Genomic DNA, 18,056 nt, shown 5'->3' with positions numbered 1-18,056 from the left:
GATCCGTTCCACTGGTAAGCTCAGGGCATGTCAACGACTTCCGGCAAGACGCTGGGCGGTCGCCGCGCCCAGGCCGCTCGCAACGACGAGGTCATCCTCGAAGCCGCCCGCGCCGTCTTCCTCGACGACCCGAAGGCGCCGATCGCCGCCGTCGCCGAACGGGCGGGCGTCGGCATCAGCGCGCTCTATCGGCGGTACGCGGGCAAGGAGGACCTGCTGCGCCAGCTCTGCCACGACGGGCTGCGCCGGTACGTCGCGGAGGCCGAGGCCGCCCTCGCCGAGCCGGACGACTGGGTCGCGTTCACCGGCTTCCTGGCCCGGGTGGTCGACGCGGACGTGCACTCGTTGACCGTCCACCTGGCCGGCACCTTCACCCCGACCGAGGAGATGGGTCGGGACGCGAGGCGCGCCGGCGAGTTGGCCACCGCCCTGGTCGACCGGGCCCACGCCAGCGGGCGGCTGCGCTCCGACGCGGTCGTACACGATCTGGGTTTGTTGCTTGAGGCGTGCGCCGCGGTCCGCGTACCCGATCCGGAACGGACCCGCCAACTGCGCCGCCGGCAGCTCGCGGTGCTGCTGGCCGGCCTGTCGTCGGTGCCGGACGCGGACCCGCTGCCCGGCCCGCCGCCGGCGGCCGGCGAGTTCGACTGGCGGTGGCGACGCCGGGAGTGATGGGCGTCACGCGCTAAGGTTGAGCGGAATACGCTCAACTCTGGTTGTGTCCAATCCAATGGACAACGCCGATCCGGGGGAGCCCATGAACACCGAAAGACTCACCACCAAGAGCCGCGAGACCATCACGGGCGCTGTTGCGCTGGCCAACCAGCGCGGCCACGCCACCGTGGAGCCCTGGCACCTACTCCTGTCACTCCTGGACACCGACGGCTCGACCGCCACCGGTCTGCTGCGCGCCGTCGGGGCCGACCCGACCGAGCTGCGCCAGGCCGCCCAGCGTGCGGTCGACAACCTGCCGGCCGCACGCGGTTCCAGCATCGCCGAGCCGACGTTGGCTCGGGAGTTCGTCAACGCCATTGGCGCCGCCGAGCAGATCGCCCGGCCGTTGGGCGACGAGTACACCTCCACCGAGCACCTGCTCGCCGGTCTGGCCCGGGTGGGCGGGGCGGTGTCCGGCGCGCTGAAGACCGTCGGTGCGACCGAGGAGGCCCTGGTCGCGGCCTTCCCGACAGTTCGTGGTGGGGACCGCCGGGTCACCACCGCCGACCCCGAGCAGACCTACCAGGCCCTGACCAAGTACGGCGTCGACCTCACCGCCAGCGCCCGGGACGGCAAGATCGACCCGGTCATCGGCCGGGACTCCGAGATCCGTCGGGTCATCCAGGTGCTCTCCCGACGTACCAAGAACAACCCGGTGCTGATCGGCGAGCCGGGCGTCGGCAAGACCGCGATCGTCGAGGGCCTCGCCCAGCGGATCGTCACCGGCGACGTGCCCGAGTCACTGCGCGACAAGAAGCTGATTTCGCTCGACCTTGGCGCGATGGTCGCCGGCGCGCAGTACCGGGGCCAGTTCGAGGAGCGGCTGAAGTCCGTCCTGGAGGAGATCAAGAACTCCAACGGGCAGGTCATCACGTTCCTCGACGAGCTGCACACAGTCGTCGGGGCCGGCAAGGGCGAGGGCTCGATGGACGCCGGCAACATGCTCAAGCCGATGCTGGCCCGTGGTGAGCTGCGGATGGTGGGCGCCACCACGCTTGACGAGTACCGCGAGCACATCGAGAAGGACCCGGCGCTGGAGCGTCGTTTCCAGCCGGTGCTGGTCGGCGAGCCGACCATCGAGGACACCATCGGCATCCTGCGTGGGCTCAAGGAGCGCTACGAGGTGCACCACGGCGTACGGATCACCGACGCCGCGCTGGTCGCCGCCGCGACCCTGTCCGACCGTTACATCACCGACCGGTTCCTGCCGGACAAGGCGATCGACCTGGTCGACGAGTCCGCGTCCCGCCTCCGGATGGAGATCGACTCCCGCCCGGTCGAGGTGGACGAGATCGAGCGGGCGGTCCGCCGGCTGGAGATCGAGGAGATGGCCCTGGCCAAGGAGCCGGACGTCGCCTCGGCCGAGCGGTTGGAGCGACTCCGTAAGGAGTTGGCCGACAAGCGCGAACAGCTCACAGTGCTCTCCGAGCGCTGGCAGACGGAGAAGAGCCACATCACCAAGCTCTCCACCGCCAAGGAGGAGTTGGAGCGCCTCGGCGGCGAGGCCGAGCGGGCCGAGCGGGACGGCGAGTTGGAACGCGCCGCCGAGCTGCGCTACGGCCGGATCCCCGCCCTGAAGGTCGAGCTGAAGCAGGCCGCGGAGGAGTTGGCCCAGCTCCAGGCCGATGGCGCGATGCTCAAGGAGGAGGTCGGCGCGGACGACATCGCCGCGGTCGTCGCCGCCTGGACCGGCATCCCCGCCGGTCGCCTGCTGGAGGGTGAGACGGCCAAGCTGCTGCGGATGGAGGAGTCGCTGGGTGGCCGCGTGGTCGGCCAGCCCGAAGCGGTCGGCGCGGTCTCCGACGCGGTACGCCGTGCGCGGGCCGGTATCGCCGACCCCGATCGCCCGACCGGCAGCTTCCTCTTCCTCGGCCCCACCGGCGTCGGCAAGACGGAGTTGGCCAAGGCCCTCGCCGAGTTCCTCTTCGACGACGAGCGGGCCATGGTCCGCATCGACATGAGCGAGTACGGCGAGAAGCACTCGGTCGCTCGCCTGGTGGGTGCGCCGCCCGGCTACGTCGGCTACAACGAGGGTGGTCAGCTCACCGAGGCGGTGCGCCGACGGCCGTACTCGGTGGTGTTGCTGGACGAGGTGGAGAAGGCCCACCCGGACGTCTTCGACGTGCTGCTCCAGGTGCTCGACGACGGCCGGCTCACCGACGGCCAGGGTCGTACGGTGGACTTCCGCAACGCGATCCTGATCCTCACGTCCAACCTCGGGTCGTCGGTGATCAGCGACCTGACGCTCGCCGACGAGCAGCGCCGGGAGGGCGTGCTGGCCGTGGTCCGGTCGCACTTCAAGCCGGAGTTCCTCAACCGGCTGGACGACATCGTGGTCTTCGCCTCGCTGCGCGGGGAGGACCTGCGCTCCATCGTCGACATCCAGTTGGACCGGCTGCGAAACCGTCTTGCGGATCGCCGATTGGCAATGGACGTCACCGAGTCCGCCCGGGACTGGCTCGCCGAGCACGGCTACGACCCGATCTACGGCGCCCGCCCGCTCCGTCGCCTGGTCCAGACCGCAATCGGAGACCAACTGGCGAAGGCCCTCCTGTCCGGCCAGATCCGCGACGGCGAAACGGTGAAGGTAGACCGAACCCCCAATACCAACACCCTCTCGGTAACCTCCGCCTAACCGCCCCCTTTGTTGATCATGAAGTTATTACCCGGCCGCGCGGCGTGTCGGGACAATAACTTCATGATCAACGGGGTCGAAGTGGGGTGGGCGGGGAAAGAGTTGGGGCATGTTCGGGATTGGGAAGAAGTGGGAGCGGGAACTTGGTGCGGCCGTCGACACATTGGTGGCGGCTGACACGCTCGCGTTCGGAGGAGTTGGCATCGCCGGGGCTCTGCTGCCGGTGACGGAGGCGTACGAGCGGGTGTCGGCCGCTCTCGACGACCACCCCGAGGAGGTACGCCGCCAGCTCGACCGGGTGCTGGCCGACGGCACACCCGCCGGCCGGGCGTACGCGGCCACGCTGCTGGAGCGCGTCGACCCGGCGGCGGCCCGAGCGGCCTGGACGTCGCTGCGGGACGACCCGAGCGAGTTCACCACCTTCGTCGGCTGCGTGATGGACCGGGAAACCCTGGGCACCTACGCCAGTCGTCGGCTCGCCGCAGCTTGAGCCGCGCACACCGGGCGACGTCGCCGGTGCCATCGGTAGTTGAGCTGTCGGTCACGGTACGGGTCCCGAGGGTGCCGAAGGTTGTTACCGTCTGCGCCGACGAACCTGGGGAGGTAGTCGGGTGGACGTGCTGGTGACGTGCCTGGTGGCGGCGCTTGCCGTACTCGTGGTGGTCGTGGTCCTGCTCGTCGCGCGGGCCCGCCGGCGGGCGACGGCCCGGCCCGGCGGCCTGCCACCGACCGGACGGTCCGCGCGCGGTGGCGCGGCGGAGTCGCCGCGCGGCGGCCCGCTCCGCCTGACCCCGGGCGACCGCGTGCGGATCCGCAATCGGGAGTACGCGGTGAGCGCCACGATCCGCCTGGTCGAGGGCGACTGGAGTTGGGTGCAGCACCTGCTCGACGACGACTCCGGCACCCGCCACCGGCTCTCCGTGGAGGACGGCCTCGAACTCGAACTGGTGCTCTGGACCGCCGAACCGGGCGCCACCGTCACTCCCGGCGCCCCGACCATCGAACTCGGCGGCCGGCGCTACACCTGGGCCGAGACCGGGCAGGCGCGTTACACAGCCACCGGAGAGACCGACCTGCCGTCGACCGGCACCATGCGCTACCACGACTACCAGTCCGGTGGCGCCGCACGACTCTCCTTCGAGGCGTACGGCGAAGAGAGTTGGCGGGTGGCCCGCGGTGACCTGCTCGACCCCGCCGACCTGACGATCCGCCCCACGCCCGAGGCCCGCTGAGCCGGACCGGAAGGGGCGCGCCGGGCTCGTCACGGCATGCCGAACCGGCCGGTTGTCGATACGGTGTGGGCGCGATCTTAGGGAAGGAGAATCGTGGTCGATTCCCAGAGCACGCCGGCCCGTCAGCGGCCATCCATCGTGTCGATTTCCAGTTACCTGCTCTTCGTGTTCCTGGCACTCCAGGTGATCAGTCTGATCATCACGCTCAGCACCTTTGGGCAGACGCGGGACGCGCTTCGTGAGGCGTACGCGGGCAGCACCACCGACGGCGACCAGGTGGCCGACGTCTTCGTCGTCATCGGCATTGGCAGCAGCATCGTCCTGCTGCTGCTCGCGGTCGTGCTGGGCGTGCTGGCCCTGTTCAACAACCAGGGCCGCAACGCCGCCCGGATCACCACCTGGATCGTCGGCGGCATCATGGTCTGCTGCGTGGGCGGTGGCCTGCTCAGCAACGCGGCCGGCGGTTTCAACACCGGTGGCGGGAACACCGGCGACGGGCCGAGCCCCGAGGAGATCCAGCGCCGGCTGGAGGAGGCCCTGCCCTCCTGGGTCAGCCCGGTCAGCAACGTGCTCAACGTGCTCAGCCTGATCACCTTGATCACGGCGCTGGTGCTGCTGGCGCTGCCGAAGGCGAACCCGTTCTTCCGCAAGCAGACCGCGGGCTGGGAGCCGCCGACGCCGGGTGCCAGCTACCCGGGCCACCCGCAGGCGCCGGGTCAGCCCGGTTACCCGCAGGCGTCCGGTGAGCCGGGTTATCCGTCGAGTGGGGAGCCGAGCTACCCGCCGCCGCCGGCCGGGGATCGACCGGACGACACGCCGCCCACGGACCGGCCCGGGTCAACCCCGCCGTCGACGAGCTGACGGCTCGATAAGCACGACGCAGACGATCCCTCCGAGTAGGTTGCAACCCGACGCCTACCGGAGGGATTCGTCGTGTCGTACCCCCAATCGGCACCGGCCCGCCGGCCCGCCGCCGTCCTGTCGGCCGCGGCCGTGCTGTTGGTGATGGCGGTCGTCGCGCTCGCGTACGCCGTGGTCGACCTGGTGGTGCTGGGCGGAACTGTCGACGCGTTCCGCTCCGCCGGCCGCGACACCTCGGCGAGCCCGGAGCAGATCGACGACGTGGTGACTCTGCTCCGCGCCTCCGCGGTGCTGACGGCGGTGGTGGCGGCGCTCTCCGCGCTGCTGCTCGCCGGCCTGGCTCTGGGGCTGCTGACCGGTCGCAACGGCGTCCGGGTGGCGACCTGGGTGGTCAGCGGGCTCGGCCTGCTCGCCGGCTGTTGCAGCGTGGCGGTGGTCGTCGGTGAACGGGCCGCGCCACTGCAACTGGGCTCCGGCGAGGAGTCTCTCGCCGAGTTGCTGGGCCTGATCGGCGATGCGTACCCGTCCTGGTGGATCCCGCTCAACGCCGGGCTTTCCGTCGCACAGGGGCTCGGTTACCTTGTAGTAGCTACGCTGCTGGCGCTGCCGGCGGCGAACAGCTGGTTCGGCCGCCACCGCTCGACGGCGCCAACCGCACCGCCCAGGTTCACGCCCGCCCCGCACCAGCCCCCGTCGGCGCCACCCGCGCCCCCGTACCCGCCCAGGTGAGGACCGCCCCGTGACGCTCGACCCCACGACTGCCGAGCGCCGAGCCCTGATCACCGGGGCCACCGCCGGCATCGGCGCGGCGTTCACCCGGCGACTGGCCGCCGACGGCTGGCACCTGGTGCTGGTTGCCCGCGACGCGGCGCGGCTGACCGAGCTGTCCACCGAGCTGGGTGCCGCGTTCGGCCGCGAGGTGGAGACGATCTCAGCGGATCTGTCCACCGACGACGGCTGCGCCACCGTGGAGCAGCGACTCGCCGATGGCAGCCCGGTGCATCTGCTGGTCAACAATGCGGGCATCAGCCTGAACAAACCGTTCCTGCGTTCCACCGCGGAGGACGAGGCGCGACTGTTGCGGCTCAACGTGCACGCAGTCATGCGGCTCACCCTGGCTGCACTACGACCGATGACTGAACGGCGAAATGGGGCAGTGATAAATGTCTCTTCGGTCGCCGGGTTCGGTACGGCGATGCCCGGATCGACGTACTCGGCCAGCAAGGCGTGGGTCACCAACTTCAGTGAGTCGGTCGGCCAGTCGGCGCGACCGTTCGGCGTTCAGGTGATGGCGCTCTGCCCCGGTTACACCCGCACGGAATTCCACCAGCGGGCCGGCATCAACATGTCCAAGACGCCGGAGTGGCTGTGGCTGCGGGCCGAGGACGTGGTGGACGAAGCCCTACGTGACCTGCGCAAAGGCAAGATGGTCAGCATCCCGGCGTGGAAGTACAAGGTGGTCGTCGCCGGCATGCGACACGCGCCGCGACGGCTGCTCCAGGCGGTCGCGCGGGACACCCGCGGCCGGATCGGTCGCGACGAGCGCTGAGCCTCGACCGGCCCGTCGACCCCGAGTGGGCGATACAACGGCGCTGGCGCGCCGTTGTCGGCCCAGTTGCTGAGCGTAGTCGAACATCGCCAGTCATCGGTTCCTCTCGGGGCTGAGCAGGGTGGACCCCGCACACGGCGTTCAGAGTTGCGCAGTAACCTCTATCGCCATGGGGGACCACGACGACCTGCGTAAATTCATTACCGACCTGGCTGTGGTCCACGGACGGGTCGTGCTCTCGTCGGGGCGCGAGGCAGACTGGTACGTGGATCTGCGGCGCGTCACGCTCCATCACCGGGCCGCTCCTCTGGTCGGCCGGGTGTTGCTCGACCTCACCGCCGACTGGGAGTTCGACGCCGTCGGGGGCCTCACCCTGGGCGCGGACCCTGTCGCGCTCTCGATGCTTCACGCCGCCGCTCCGACCGGCCGGGCCCTGGACGCCTTTGTGGTGCGCAAGGCGGGCAAGGCCCACGGTCTTCAGCGGCGGATCGAGGGACCGGAGGTGGCCGGCCGACGTGTGTTGGCAGTGGAGGACACATCCACGACGGGCGGAAGTGTCTTGACCGCTGTCGAGGCACTTCGCGAGGCCGGGGCGGAAGTCGTGGGCGTGGTGGTTATTGTTGATCGAGGCGCCGGCGACGCGGTGCGAGCCGCCGGATTGCCGTACCGGGCGGCCTATACGTTGGCTGACCTCGGCCTTGTGGCGTAAAAGTCTGCCGATTCGGATCTGCTGATATGCAGGCGGATCGATGCTGCTGGTGGAAGGATGGAATACGTGGGAACTGCGTTGGCCGAAATGACTATGCCTCAGATCTCGCCGCTAAACGGCGAGCCGATCGAACGTGCCGATGCCGAGCGTCTCGCCGGGGTCCTCAAGGCCCTTGCTGATCCTGCTCGGTTGCGGCTGCTCAGCCTGATCCAGTCGGCCCCCGAGGGCGAGGCGTGCGTCTGTGACCTGACGGCGCCGCTCGGCCTCTCTCAGCCGACGGTCAGTCATCACCTGCGTATCCTCACCGAGGCCGGCTTGTTGCAGCGGGAGAAGCGCGGTGTCTGGGCGTACTACAGCCTGGTCCCGAGTGCGATCGCGACGATCGCCGACCTGCTGACCCCGCCGCGTAAGCGAGCCACCAAGAAGGCCCGCTGACGTAGGCACTACACGCCGTCCCGAGCCGGGGCGGCGTCCGGTGGCGAGCCAGGGGTGGCGCCACCGGTGGTTGACACCTGCTCGTCCCCGGTCGCACCACCGGAGGCCGGGTTCGACATGCCGACGGCCGACCCCCGCACCAGGGGGCCGGCCGTCGTCGTACCTCAACGATCCTGACCGTGCTCCGGGCGCTGGTGGCCGTGCTGGTGCCGGTCGTGGTCGAACGCCTCGCGGGCCGCCTCCACCGCGCCAGCGGCACTGGCCGCCGCGACCACCGCGACCGCCTCGCCGCGCTTACGAGCCCGCCGGTCGCGAAGGAACTCGAAGAAGATCGGCAGCACCGAGATCAGAATGATCAGGGCCACCACCGGCAGGATGTAGTGGTCGATCTTGTCGCCGATGGCCTGGTAGATCTGCTCGGCCAGCAGGTAGCCGATCAGCAGGATGCCGTCCACCCAGAGCACCGCGCCGACGATGTTCCAGAGCAGGAACTGCTTGGCCGGCATGCCGAGCGCGCCCGCGACCGGGTTGAGGAACGTCCGGACGATCGGAATGAAGCGCGCCAGCACGACGGCCTTCGCCGGGCCGAACTTCTGGAAGTAGTACTCGGCCTTCTCCACGTACTCCTTCTTGAAGAGCCGGGAGTTCGGCCGCTCGAACATCGGCCGGCCGTACCGCGCGCCGAGCCAGTGCCCCAACTGCGCGCCGATGATCGCGCAGATCGGCCCACCGATCAGCAGGCCGGCTAGGGAGAGGCGGGTGCCGTCGCCGAAGATCGCGTCCGCCACCGGTGACGAGGCGACCCCGGCGAGGAACAGCAGCGAGTCACCCGGGAAGAAGAAGCCCACCAGCAGGCCGGTCTCGGCGAAGAGGATCACCCACACGCCGATCAGCCCGAAGGTCTGCAACAGATCCTTGGGATCGAGCGGGTTCAGTGCGACGCTCTCCACGAGAGCGCGGGTCTTCTCAGCTGTGTCCACGGCCACAAAGGGTACCGAAGCCCAGGGCCCCGGCCGCGCCGGACCGGCCCGTCACCACCCGCCCGCGCCGTGGGGCCCAACGACGGTGCCCCGCCGACCGTGGTGGTCGACGGGGCACCGGTGGTGCGGGTGGATCAGGCGACGAAGCGGGTCCGGCGGCGCTTGGCCACCAGGTAGCCGCCGACGCCCGCGGCGAGCAGCAGCGCGCCGAGGCCGGCGATCAGGCCGGTGGACTGACCGGTGATCGGCAGCGAGCCACCGTCACCGTCACCGTCACCGCCGTCGCCTCCGCCGTTGCCGCCATCCGGGGAGGTCGGGTTGATGACGATCTTCGCAGTGTCGTTGCTCTTGTTCGGGTCACCGGTCAGCGAGGTGGTGATGGCACCCGCCGCGTCCGGGACGACCTTGTCGATCCGGAGCAGGAACGAGTACGAGGTGTCGTCGTCCTTCCAGCTCTCAAGGACCTGGCAGGCGTACTCCTTGGCACCCGGCTCGCCCCACGGCGCGGTCCACGGGTCCCACTCCTTCTCAGGCGCGAACGGCACGCAGTCGAAGGGAGCCTCGACCACAGTCGTGTCGGCCGGAACGGACACCCGGACGGGCAGGTCCTCGAGCCGGAGGCCCGGCGTCCCCTGGCCCAGATACTCGAGCGTAGCCGGCCCCAGGTTGGTGAAGCTCGGCTCGACGGTGACCTCGTCGCCCTTCTTGCCACTCGCGGTCGCGCCCTTGGTCGAAAGGTCCGCGTGGTTGCCACCGGTGACCCGGACGGTTCCGATGGTGGTGTCGTTCGATTGGTCCAGGTCGGTCTGCGGCGCCCGCGCACTCTGCACGGACTGCTCGACCAGACGAAGCTGCTCGCCCTTGCCGGGCTTGACGTCCAGGAACCAGTCCTTGAAAGCCAGCTCCCAGTCGTCCGTGGTCCACCAGTTCAGCACGACCGGGAAGCTGGCATCCGTGCGTGCCTCCGGGGCGACCTTGATGGGCAGGTTCTCGGAGAGCTTGTACGCCTTGTTCGGCTCGATCTTCGTGTCGAACTTGCAGAAGGAGGCCATGCCCCACTCGTCTGACTTGCAGTTCGAGAAGTCCCCGCCGTAGGCGGCGAGGTACTCGGCCTGGATGACGAGGACAGCGCCATCGACCGGGGTCTCACCGGCGTTGCGAACGGCGGCCGGCAGGCCAGCGGTGCCACCCGGAGCGCCGCTACCCTCGGTGGTCGGGTCGCTCGCCAGGTCGACGCCTTCGGCGATGGTGACGGCGGACGTCGCCTTGGCGGTCTTACCGCCGGCGGTGATGCTGATCGCCAGGGAGCCCTTCTGCCCTGGCTTCGCGTCGTCCTTGGCCGTGACCATGTAGTCGAACCAGGGCGACTGGCCCTCCTCGACGTCGGTCTCGCAGTGCAGCTTGGTCGGGGAAACGTCGCAGGTCCAGCCCCACGTCGGCTCCACCGTGGCAATGCCGGCGACCGCGGACAGGTCGACGTCCACGGAGGTCCGACCAAACGTCAGTTCGGACTCCGTATCAGTCGGCTGAGCGTAGACGTAGCCGTAGTCGGTGTGACCGGGCGCGACGAGCAGATCGTGCGTGGCGATTTCGAAAGGAGCCTCGGCGGCGACGGCCGGGCTGGCGGAGGCGGCGACGAACGCGCCTGCTACGCCCAGACCGGCGAGCCAACGCCGGGTGGAGTGGGTGAGCATGAGGGGGATTCCTCCAGTTGGGGGATCAGGTGGAGCCCGTGGATCTTAAGGAACCGCTAAGGCTGACGGCAGCCCTCAGAGCCGCCCCTCCGGGAAGACGAACCGAAAGGCTGATCAGCGTCACCGCAATGTTCGATCGGTCCGCTCCCGTCATCTCTGGCAGGAGCCCCCGGGAGGTGCAGTGACGTACGAGGAGTTCGCGGACATGCGGCTGGCCCCGCTGCTGCGGTATGCGGTGATGCTGACCGGCGATCCGCACCAGGCTCAGGATCTGGTCCAGGAGACCATGGTCCGGGTCCAGCTCAACTGGCGTCGGGTCGCCCGGGCTGACTCACCCGAGCGTTACGTACGCCGGATGCTCACCAACCAGTACGTCGACTGGCGGCGCGGCTCGTGGGTCCGCCGGGTGCTGTTGCGCGGGGAGCCCGACGCGTCGGTGCCGATGCCCACCGACCATGCCCAGTCCGCCGTGGACCGGGATCAGGTCTGGTCCTGGCTGTCCCGGCTGCCGCGTCGGCAGCGGGCCGCTCTGGTGCTGCGCTACTACGAGGACCTGCCCGACGTCGAGATCGCCGACATCCTCGGCTGTGCCGTCGGGACCGTCCGTTCGTCCATCTCGCGGGCCCTGGCGACGCTCCGGGCCGAGTACGTGGAGGCGTGAACATGATCGAGGATGACCTGCGTGCCGCGTTCGTTCGGCACGAACCGTTGACCCCGTCGACCGGTCCGCTGCGGGTCGCGATCGACCGGCTCGCCGCTGTCCGCCGTCGCCGCCGGCAGCGGTTCCAGGCCGCTGGCGTCACGCTCGCCCTGCTCGCCGCGCTCGGAGTCGGGGTGCCGCAGCTGCGCCCCGATCCGCCGGTCGTTGGCTCGTTGTTGTCCGATCGACCGGCTGGCGCGCAGTCCGGGGCGCTGAACGTCCTGCTGCTCGGGGTGGACGGCTTCGGCGAGCAACCGTCGTACCGGTTGGCGGACTCCGTCCTGCTGGTGCACATCCCGGCCGACCGGAGCCGGCCGTACCTCATCTCGTTGCCGCGCGACCTGGAGGTGTCGATCCCCGGCCGGGGGATCGAGAAGCTCAACAGCGCGTTCTACAGCGGTGCCGCCGAGCCCCGGCCCGACCTGGACGCCGGCTACGACCTGACCCGCCGGGTGGTCGCCGACCTGACCGGGGTACGTGTCGACGCCGGCGCGGTGCTGACCTTTGCCGGGCTGCGCAGGATCACCGAGGCGGTCGACGGGGTGGAGGTGTGCCTACCGGAGGAGGTGCGGTCCTGGCACACCCGCCGAACCTTCCCGGCCGGCTGTCAGCGGCTCGACGGGGCTGGCGCCGTCGACCTGCTTCGGCAACGGCGGTACCTGCCCGATGGCGCCTTCGACCGGGACCGTAACGCCCAGCGCTATGTCGCCGGTCTGATCGGGGCGGCTGTCGCGCGGGACGTGCTGACCAATCCGGTCCGGCTCACCGCGCTGCTGTCGGCGGCCGGGAAGGGTCTGGCGGTCGACGACGACGGCCTGCCGCTGACCAGGCTGGTGGCGGTGCTGCCCGAGCTGAAGAGCGTCGACCCGGTGGGGCTCAGCCTGCCGGTCGGCCCTCCGGCGGGCAACGCTTCGCGGCTGCCGCTGGACCCGAAGCAGGGCCCGGAGTTCCTCGCCGCGCTGCGTGCGGATCGGTTGGCGCAGTGGGTGGCGCAGCACCCGGGCCAGGTCAACCCCGTCCGCTGATCGGGGGGCGTTCACGTCGGCGCCCCGCCGCCCGGGTACGGGACGGCGGGGCGCCGGTCGAGCGGGATCGGTCAGGCGACGAAGCGGGAGGTTCGGCGTCGGGCGAGCAGGCAGCCGCCGACACCGGCGACGAGCAGCAGGGCGCCGATGCCGGCGATCAGGTTGGTGGGGGTGCCGGTGATGGGCAGCGAACCACCGCCACCGCCACCATCACCATCACCGTCGCCTTGGCCGCCGTCGCCCTGGGTCGCGTTGACCACGATGGTGGTCCCGTCGTTTGCCGGTTTGATGTCGTCATGGAAGCCCTCGCCGCCGGGGCACTCGCACGGCGCGTTGACCCGCACCGCGCCCCGGGCGTTGGGGATGACCTTGTCGATGCGCAGCCGGAACTTCATGCTGTAGGTCTGCCCGGCCACCAGGAGCATCTCCGAGGCGCAGAGGTACGTGCGGGTGGTGTCCTGCCGCAACCAGCAGTTGTCCGGGACCTCGACGGCAGTGGTGCCCGGCGGTAGCTCGACGTCGGTGTGGGTGGCGGCCTCGAAGTCTCCGTTCGTTCCGTCGAGCGTCGCCGGGCCGTTGTTCCGGAAGCCGACGGTCGCCGTGACGACCGCGCCGGCCGTGCCCTTGAGCGTGGCGCCGATCGCCGCGAGGTCGGTGCCGTTCTTGCCGGTGGCCTTGATGATCCACCCGGTGTGGTCGTAGCCCGGGCCGACATCGGTCTGGTCCGTCTGCCGCGCCCTGGCGGGTGCCTCGGCCAGAGTCAGTTTCGGGCCGCTGCCGGCGGTGGTCGCCCGTGCGCCGGCGGCCGCCCGCACCCGGGTCAGGTCCTCGAAGTCGGCAGTGGTCATGAACTGGGCGTAGCCGGAGTGGTTGGCCGGCGCGTAGGTGTCCTTGACGAATTCGAGGTTCAGCTTGGCGGCGAGCCCGGTGCCCACCGGGATGTCCTCGTCGAACTGGCAGGAGACCAGGTGGTCGCCGGAGTAGCGGCAGTTGCTGAACCGGTCCTTGGTCCGGATCGAGTAGGGGAGGTCGAAGACCGCGACGAATCCGGTGACGGTCTTGTCACCGGCATTGGCCACGACCAGCGGCACGGTGAACTTCCCACCCGGCTTGGCGGAGAGGGTGGTGAATGGCCCACCGGCCAGGTCGACCCCCTCACCGACCCGGACGCGCGAGGTGTAGGTGCCGCGCCGCCCGCCGGCCGCCTGGAAGCTGATGGCGACGTCCCCGGAGTCGCCGAGCCGCGCATCTTCGGTGAGGCCGAGGTGCACCCGCTTGGCCCCGTTGCGGTAGATCCCGCTGCCGAGCGGCGGCATCTCGTACAGGGTGACATCGGAGGGCTCCGTGCAGACGAGTACGCCCGGCTCCGGCGCGGTGCACTTCTGGCCGTCGGCAGGAGTCACGGTGAGCTTCTTGGCCAGGGAACGGTAGTCGTACCGCACGGAGACGTCGGTGAGGACCGTCGGCTCGTCGGCGTACAGCAACAGGCCGCGGATCGTCGCCTCCGCCCCGATGGCCAGGGTGCTGTCCTGGAAGTAGGGCTCGACTGTGGGTGCGGCGACGGCGGGGGTGGCGGAGACGGCGATCAACGCGCCGGCGGCGCCGAGCCCGGTCAGCCAGCGGAGCGAGTGCTTGAGCATGGGGATCCTCCCGTGGGGGTCCAGGTGGCGCTCGTCCGACTCCGTGGCGGAATCAGCGGTAGTCGTCCTCGTCCCCGGTGACCACCCGGGCCTGCTCCATCGCGTCCCAGTCGTCGACCTCCAGGCCGCGGTGCGGCTCACTGTCGACGTCGGTCGGGCCGGCGACAGTGGCCTGCTCGACCGCGTCCGCCGGATCAGCCTCCGGGTCGCGTTCGTTGGGCGCGAGGTGGTCGCCGGGGGTGAAGTCCTCGTCGGGCTGACCCATCGTCCCTCCCGGGGGTCTCGGGGCATGGTTCCCACCCACCGTACGGGTTGGGTCGCCGCACTGCCCGGAAGCGGAGTAGGCGGAATCAGCCCTCGGCGACGCGACCCGGTGCCAGGATGGTGCCGTGGGCTTCCTCATCAGACTGGCGATCACCGCGGTCGCGTTGTGGATAACCACGCTGATCGTGCCCGGGGTGGACGTGCACGGCCGCTCGGGTGGCAACACCGTCCTCACCCTGATCGTTGTGGCGCTGATCTTCGGCGTGATCAACGCGGTGCTCAAACCGGTGATCCGGGTCGTCGGCTGTGTGTTCTATCTACTGACACTGGGGCTGTTCGCGCTGGTGGTCAACGCGTTGCTGTTCCTGCTCACCGACCGGATCGCCCGCGGGCTCGACCTGCCGTTCCAGGTGGACGGATTCTGGCCGGCGTTCTGGGGAGCCATCGTGATGACAGTGGTGACCTGGTTGATCAGCGTCATCGTGCCGGACAACCTGGACCGCCGGTGAACGGCTAGCACAAGGGTCGGTTGTTCCGGTGCACCTCACCTACGGGATACTTCCGGGTGGAGGACAGCGCGGTCCGGCGCACAAATGAAAACAGCGGCCAGCACGGCCGAGAGTGGTAAGTAAGGAGCGCATCACATGCCCATCGCTTCCCCCGAGGCTTACGCGGAGATGCTGGACCGCGCCAAGGCCGGCCGGTACGCGTACCCCGCGATCAACGTGACCTCCTCCCAGACGCTGAACGCGGCGCTCAAGGGCTTCGCCGACGCGGAGAGCGACGGCATCATCCAGGTCTCCACCGGTGGCGCCGAATACCTCTCCGGCCCCTCGATCAAGGACATGGTCACCGGTGCGGTGGCGTTCGCCGCGTACGCGCACGAGGTGGCCAAGAAGTACTCGGTCAACGTCGCCCTGCACACCGACCACTGCCCGAAGGACAAGCTGGACAAGTTCGTCCGTCCGCTGATGGGCATCTCGCAGGAGCGGGTGAAGCGCGGCGAGGAGCCGCTGTACCAGTCGCACATGTGGGACGGCTCGGCCGTGCCGGTCGCGGAGAACCTGCAGATCGCCGCGCAGCTGCTCGACGAGGCCGCCAAGGCCAAGATCGTCCTTGAGATCGAGGTCGGCGTCGTCGGTGGCGAGGAGGACGGCGTCGAGAACGCCATCAACGACAAGCTCTACACCACCACCGATGACGGTCTGGCCATGGTCGAGGCGCTCGGCCTCGGCGAGAAGGGCCGCTACATGGCGGCGCTGACCTTCGGCAACGTGCACGGCGTCTACAAGCCGGGCAACGTCAAGCTGCGTCCGGAGATCCTCAAGCAGATCCAGGACGCCGTCGGCGCCAAGTACAGCAAGGAAAAGCCGCTCAGCCTGGTCTTCCACGGCGGCTCCGGCTCCCTGCTGAGCGAGATCCGCGAGGCTCTGGACTACGGCGTGGTGAAGATGAACATCGACACCGACACCCAGTACGCCTTCACCCGCCCCGTCGCGGACCACATGCTCCGCAACTACGACGGCGTGCTGAAGATCGACGGCGAGGTCGGCAACAAGAAGCTGTACGACCCGCGCGCGTGGGGCAAGGCCGCCGAGGCCGGCCTGGCCGCCCGGGTCGTCCAGGCGTGCGAGGACCTGCGCTCGACCGGCACCACGATGACCAAGTAACGACGTACCACCGACGGCCGGCTCCCCACCCGGGGGCCGGCTGTCGTCGTCAGGTCGTCAGCAGTCGTACGGCCTCGCGGACGTCGTCGGTGAGGTGGATCGTCGACGACAGGTCGCCGAACGGGGACGCAGCCAGCAGCGGGCGCAACAGCGCCTCCACCGGCAGCTCCACGGTCCAGTAGGCGCGGTCCAGGAAGATGTACGCCCCACTGGCGCCGTCGGTGCCGTAGTAGGTCTTCGTGGCCGCCTGGAACACCTCCTGCACCGTGCCCGCCCGCCCCGGCGCGAAGACGATGCCGCCTCGGGCGAGGCGCAGGATGGTGTCCTCCCGGATCGCGTTCGAGAAGTACTTCGCGATCCGCCCGGCGAACAGGTTCGCCGGCTCGTGCCCGTACAGCCAGGTCGGAATGGCCAGACCACCCGCACGCGCCCAGCCCTGGTCGTCGCCGCGTTGCCGGGGCACCCCCGCGTACCGCTGCCGGACCGTCAGCGCCGCGGCCGTGTAACGGTGGTGGTCGGTGAAGTCGGGGGCGGTGGCCAGCAGGTCGATCGCCGCCGTCACGTCGGTCGCCGGCCGGTCCGCCAGGTAGGCGCCGAGGTTCGCGGCCTCCATCACCCCGGGGCCGCCGCCGGTCACCACCAGCCGGTCGGCCCGCGCCAGCTCCCAACCCAGCACGGCCGCCATCCGGTACGCGGGACTGCCGCGTCGCACCGCATGGCCGCCCATGATGCCCACCACCGACTGCGGCCCGTACGCGGCCAGCCAGACCCGGGTGGCGTCGGCCAACGCGTTGTCCACGCCGTGGTCGTGCAGCCGCTGACCCAGCGCCTCCTTGACGTCCGGCAGCGCGCCGCCGTGCGCCCGGTAGTGGTCGTACACCCGGGTGTCGTACATCCCGGTGAACCCGCCCTCGGCGAACCCGGCGGCCAACTCGTCCGGGGTGTAGAGGTGCGTCGGCTGGGTCGGGTACGGCAGCCCGGAGAACGGCGGCACCACGTTCGCACCGCGCCGGACCAGGTCGGCGCCCACGTCCCGGGACGCGAACCGGCAACCGACGAAGAGGGTGCCGGCGACGTCGATGCCGGTCAGGTCGGGCACCGGCGCGACGTCGAGCCGCAGGCCTTGCACGGTCAGCCCGGTCAGCCGACCGGTGGCCAACTGTTGATCGAACTCGGCCCGGGTCTGGATCTCACCGGCGTGCAGGTGCGGCTCGATGACGTCCGCGGGAGGTGGGGTCGGCACCGGGCCATCCTGCCCCTCCGCCGGGGCCGGCCAAACCTCGGGCCGGGGGTGGAACCGACAGGAGCCCGGTGGTCGTGGCCACCGGGCTCCTGCATAACCGGTTCCTGGGGAGGCTCCGGACCATTAGTTGTAGTGGAAAACACCAGGCAGCGGCATAGGCCGCAGGCGTGACCAACTCCTCAGCCGTTCAGCGGAACACGTCGGCCGACCCGCTCGCGTGTCGCACTGTCCAGCGGGTTGAATGGGGCGATGCAGAACCTTTTGCCAGAGCCACCGGCCACCCGCCTGCCCGTGAACGACGAGGCCGACGCCGCCCTGGCCGCCGCCGACGAGGCCGGCACCGACGAGGCGTACGCCAACGTGGCGGCCGGCTTCCCGACCTACAGCGCGGCCTGGGCGGAGCTCGCGGCGCGGGCGTTCGCGCAGGGCCAGGTGGTGGCGGCGTACGCGTACGCCCGCACCGGCTACCACCGGGGCCTCGACCAGTTGCGCCGCAGCGGGTGGAAGGGGCACGGCCCGGTGCCGTGGTCACACGAGCCCAACCAGGGCTTCCTCCGTTGCCTGTACGTGCTGTCCCGCGCCGCTGACGAGATCGGCGAGGCCGACGAGGCGGCCCGCTGCGCCCAGTTCCTGCGCGACTGCGACCCGGAAGCGGCGGACGCGCTGGCGAGCAACTGACCCCGCCCCGGCGGCCGGCCCCGGATC

General features: G+C 70.2%; 19 protein-coding genes. 14 read left to right on the top strand and 5 right to left on the bottom strand.

Going from position 1 to position 18,056, the window contains the following annotated elements; translation table 11 throughout:
- Nucleotides 1–27 precede the first annotated feature (27 nt).
- The 9 genes from IW248_RS24590 to IW248_RS24550 all read left to right on the top strand — a co-directional run bounded on the left by IW248_RS24590 (nucleotide 28) and on the right by IW248_RS24550 (nucleotide 8,135).
- Nucleotides 28–672 (top strand): TetR/AcrR family transcriptional regulator, encoded by a 645-nt coding sequence (locus tag IW248_RS24590; protein ID WP_196928857.1) that lies wholly within the window; start codon nucleotides 28–30, stop codon nucleotides 670–672.
- 85 nt (nucleotides 673–757) lie between these two features.
- Nucleotides 758–3,349, top strand: coding sequence for an ATP-dependent chaperone ClpB (gene clpB / locus IW248_RS24585; RefSeq protein ID WP_196928856.1), 2,592 nt, complete (start codon nucleotides 758–760; stop codon nucleotides 3,347–3,349).
- 109 nt (nucleotides 3,350–3,458) lie between these two features.
- Nucleotides 3,459–3,839 (top strand): hypothetical protein, encoded by a 381-nt coding sequence (locus IW248_RS24580; RefSeq protein ID WP_196928855.1) that lies wholly within the window; start codon nucleotides 3,459–3,461, stop codon nucleotides 3,837–3,839.
- A gap of 121 nt (nucleotides 3,840–3,960) precedes the next feature.
- The gene (locus IW248_RS24575; RefSeq protein ID WP_196928854.1) at nucleotides 3,961–4,581 is read left to right on the top strand and encodes a DUF4178 domain-containing protein; all 621 of its coding nucleotides are present in this window, start codon (nucleotides 3,961–3,963) and stop codon (nucleotides 4,579–4,581) included.
- A 93-nt stretch (nucleotides 4,582–4,674) separates the two neighbouring features.
- A complete protein-coding gene (locus tag IW248_RS24570; RefSeq protein ID WP_196928853.1) occupies nucleotides 4,675–5,442 on the top strand; it encodes a hypothetical protein in 768 nt (255 codons plus the stop codon).
- A gap of 72 nt (nucleotides 5,443–5,514) precedes the next feature.
- Nucleotides 5,515–6,171, top strand: a complete 657-nt coding sequence (locus IW248_RS24565) for a hypothetical protein (RefSeq protein ID WP_196928852.1) — start codon at nucleotides 5,515–5,517, stop codon at nucleotides 6,169–6,171.
- A 10-nt stretch (nucleotides 6,172–6,181) separates the two neighbouring features.
- On the top strand, nucleotides 6,182–6,991 hold the full coding sequence (locus IW248_RS24560; protein ID WP_124819053.1) for an SDR family NAD(P)-dependent oxidoreductase: 810 nt from the start codon (nucleotides 6,182–6,184) through the stop codon (nucleotides 6,989–6,991).
- 169 nt (nucleotides 6,992–7,160) lie between these two features.
- The gene (gene pyrE, locus IW248_RS24555; protein WP_112586136.1) at nucleotides 7,161–7,700 is read left to right on the top strand and encodes an orotate phosphoribosyltransferase; all 540 of its coding nucleotides are present in this window, start codon (nucleotides 7,161–7,163) and stop codon (nucleotides 7,698–7,700) included.
- Nucleotides 7,701–7,757: 57 nt separating this feature from the next.
- Nucleotides 7,758–8,135: an ArsR/SmtB family transcription factor gene (locus IW248_RS24550; protein ID WP_030332125.1), complete on the top strand. Its 378-nt coding sequence runs from the start codon at nucleotides 7,758–7,760 to the stop codon at nucleotides 8,133–8,135.
- 164 nt (nucleotides 8,136–8,299) lie between these two features.
- Here IW248_RS24550 and IW248_RS24545 read toward each other — a convergent pair whose 3' ends face one another.
- Nucleotides 8,300–9,121 (bottom strand): DedA family protein, encoded by an 822-nt coding sequence (locus tag IW248_RS24545; RefSeq protein ID WP_124819049.1) that lies wholly within the window; start codon nucleotides 9,119–9,121, stop codon nucleotides 8,300–8,302.
- 128 nt (nucleotides 9,122–9,249) lie between these two features.
- A complete protein-coding gene (locus tag IW248_RS24540; protein WP_196928851.1) occupies nucleotides 9,250–10,809 on the bottom strand; it encodes an LPXTG cell wall anchor domain-containing protein in 1,560 nt (519 codons plus the stop codon).
- 181 nt (nucleotides 10,810–10,990) lie between these two features.
- Between IW248_RS24540 and IW248_RS24535 the strand changes: the two genes are divergently transcribed.
- Together IW248_RS24535 and IW248_RS24530 are read left to right on the top strand one after the other, a co-directional pair.
- A complete protein-coding gene (locus IW248_RS24535) occupies nucleotides 10,991–11,470 on the top strand; it encodes a SigE family RNA polymerase sigma factor (protein ID WP_124819045.1) in 480 nt (159 codons plus the stop codon).
- 2 nt (nucleotides 11,471–11,472) lie between these two features.
- Nucleotides 11,473–12,534 (top strand): LCP family protein, encoded by a 1,062-nt coding sequence (locus IW248_RS24530; RefSeq protein ID WP_196928850.1) that lies wholly within the window; start codon nucleotides 11,473–11,475, stop codon nucleotides 12,532–12,534.
- A gap of 71 nt (nucleotides 12,535–12,605) precedes the next feature.
- Here IW248_RS24530 and IW248_RS24525 read toward each other — a convergent pair whose 3' ends face one another.
- Nucleotides 12,606–14,174 (bottom strand): LPXTG cell wall anchor domain-containing protein, encoded by a 1,569-nt coding sequence (locus tag IW248_RS24525; RefSeq protein ID WP_196928849.1) that lies wholly within the window; start codon nucleotides 14,172–14,174, stop codon nucleotides 12,606–12,608.
- Nucleotides 14,175–14,226: 52 nt separating this feature from the next.
- Nucleotides 14,227–14,439 carry a hypothetical protein gene (locus tag IW248_RS24520; RefSeq protein WP_196928848.1) on the bottom strand — a complete coding sequence of 71 codons (213 nt, stop codon included), beginning with the start codon at nucleotides 14,437–14,439 and terminating at the stop codon, nucleotides 14,227–14,229.
- A 124-nt stretch (nucleotides 14,440–14,563) separates the two neighbouring features.
- On the opposite strand from IW248_RS24520, the gene IW248_RS24515 reads away from it, so the two are divergent.
- Both IW248_RS24515 and fbaA read left to right on the top strand, forming a co-directional pair.
- Nucleotides 14,564–14,947: a phage holin family protein gene (locus IW248_RS24515; protein ID WP_030491363.1), complete on the top strand. Its 384-nt coding sequence runs from the start codon at nucleotides 14,564–14,566 to the stop codon at nucleotides 14,945–14,947.
- A 135-nt stretch (nucleotides 14,948–15,082) separates the two neighbouring features.
- Nucleotides 15,083–16,108 (top strand): class II fructose-bisphosphate aldolase, encoded by a 1,026-nt coding sequence (fbaA, locus tag IW248_RS24510; RefSeq protein WP_196928847.1) that lies wholly within the window; start codon nucleotides 15,083–15,085, stop codon nucleotides 16,106–16,108.
- 49 nt (nucleotides 16,109–16,157) lie between these two features.
- On the opposite strand, the gene IW248_RS24505 is transcribed toward fbaA, so the two are convergent.
- The gene (locus IW248_RS24505) at nucleotides 16,158–17,351 is read right to left on the bottom strand and encodes an LOG family protein (protein ID WP_167492987.1); all 1,194 of its coding nucleotides are present in this window, start codon (nucleotides 17,349–17,351) and stop codon (nucleotides 16,158–16,160) included.
- Nucleotides 17,352–17,600: 249 nt separating this feature from the next.
- On the opposite strand from IW248_RS24505, the gene IW248_RS24500 reads away from it, so the two are divergent.
- Nucleotides 17,601–18,029, top strand: a complete 429-nt coding sequence (locus IW248_RS24500; RefSeq protein ID WP_196928846.1) for a DUF3151 domain-containing protein — start codon at nucleotides 17,601–17,603, stop codon at nucleotides 18,027–18,029.
- The last annotated feature ends 27 nt before the right edge of the window (nucleotides 18,030–18,056 follow it).

The sequence above is a fragment of the Micromonospora ureilytica genome, from assembly GCF_015751765.1.
In the GTDB taxonomy this organism is placed as follows: domain Bacteria; phylum Actinomycetota; class Actinomycetes; order Mycobacteriales; family Micromonosporaceae; genus Micromonospora; species Micromonospora ureilytica.
The sequence above is the reverse complement of the archived record's forward strand: the minus strand, read 5'-3'. Positions and strand labels throughout refer to the sequence as shown.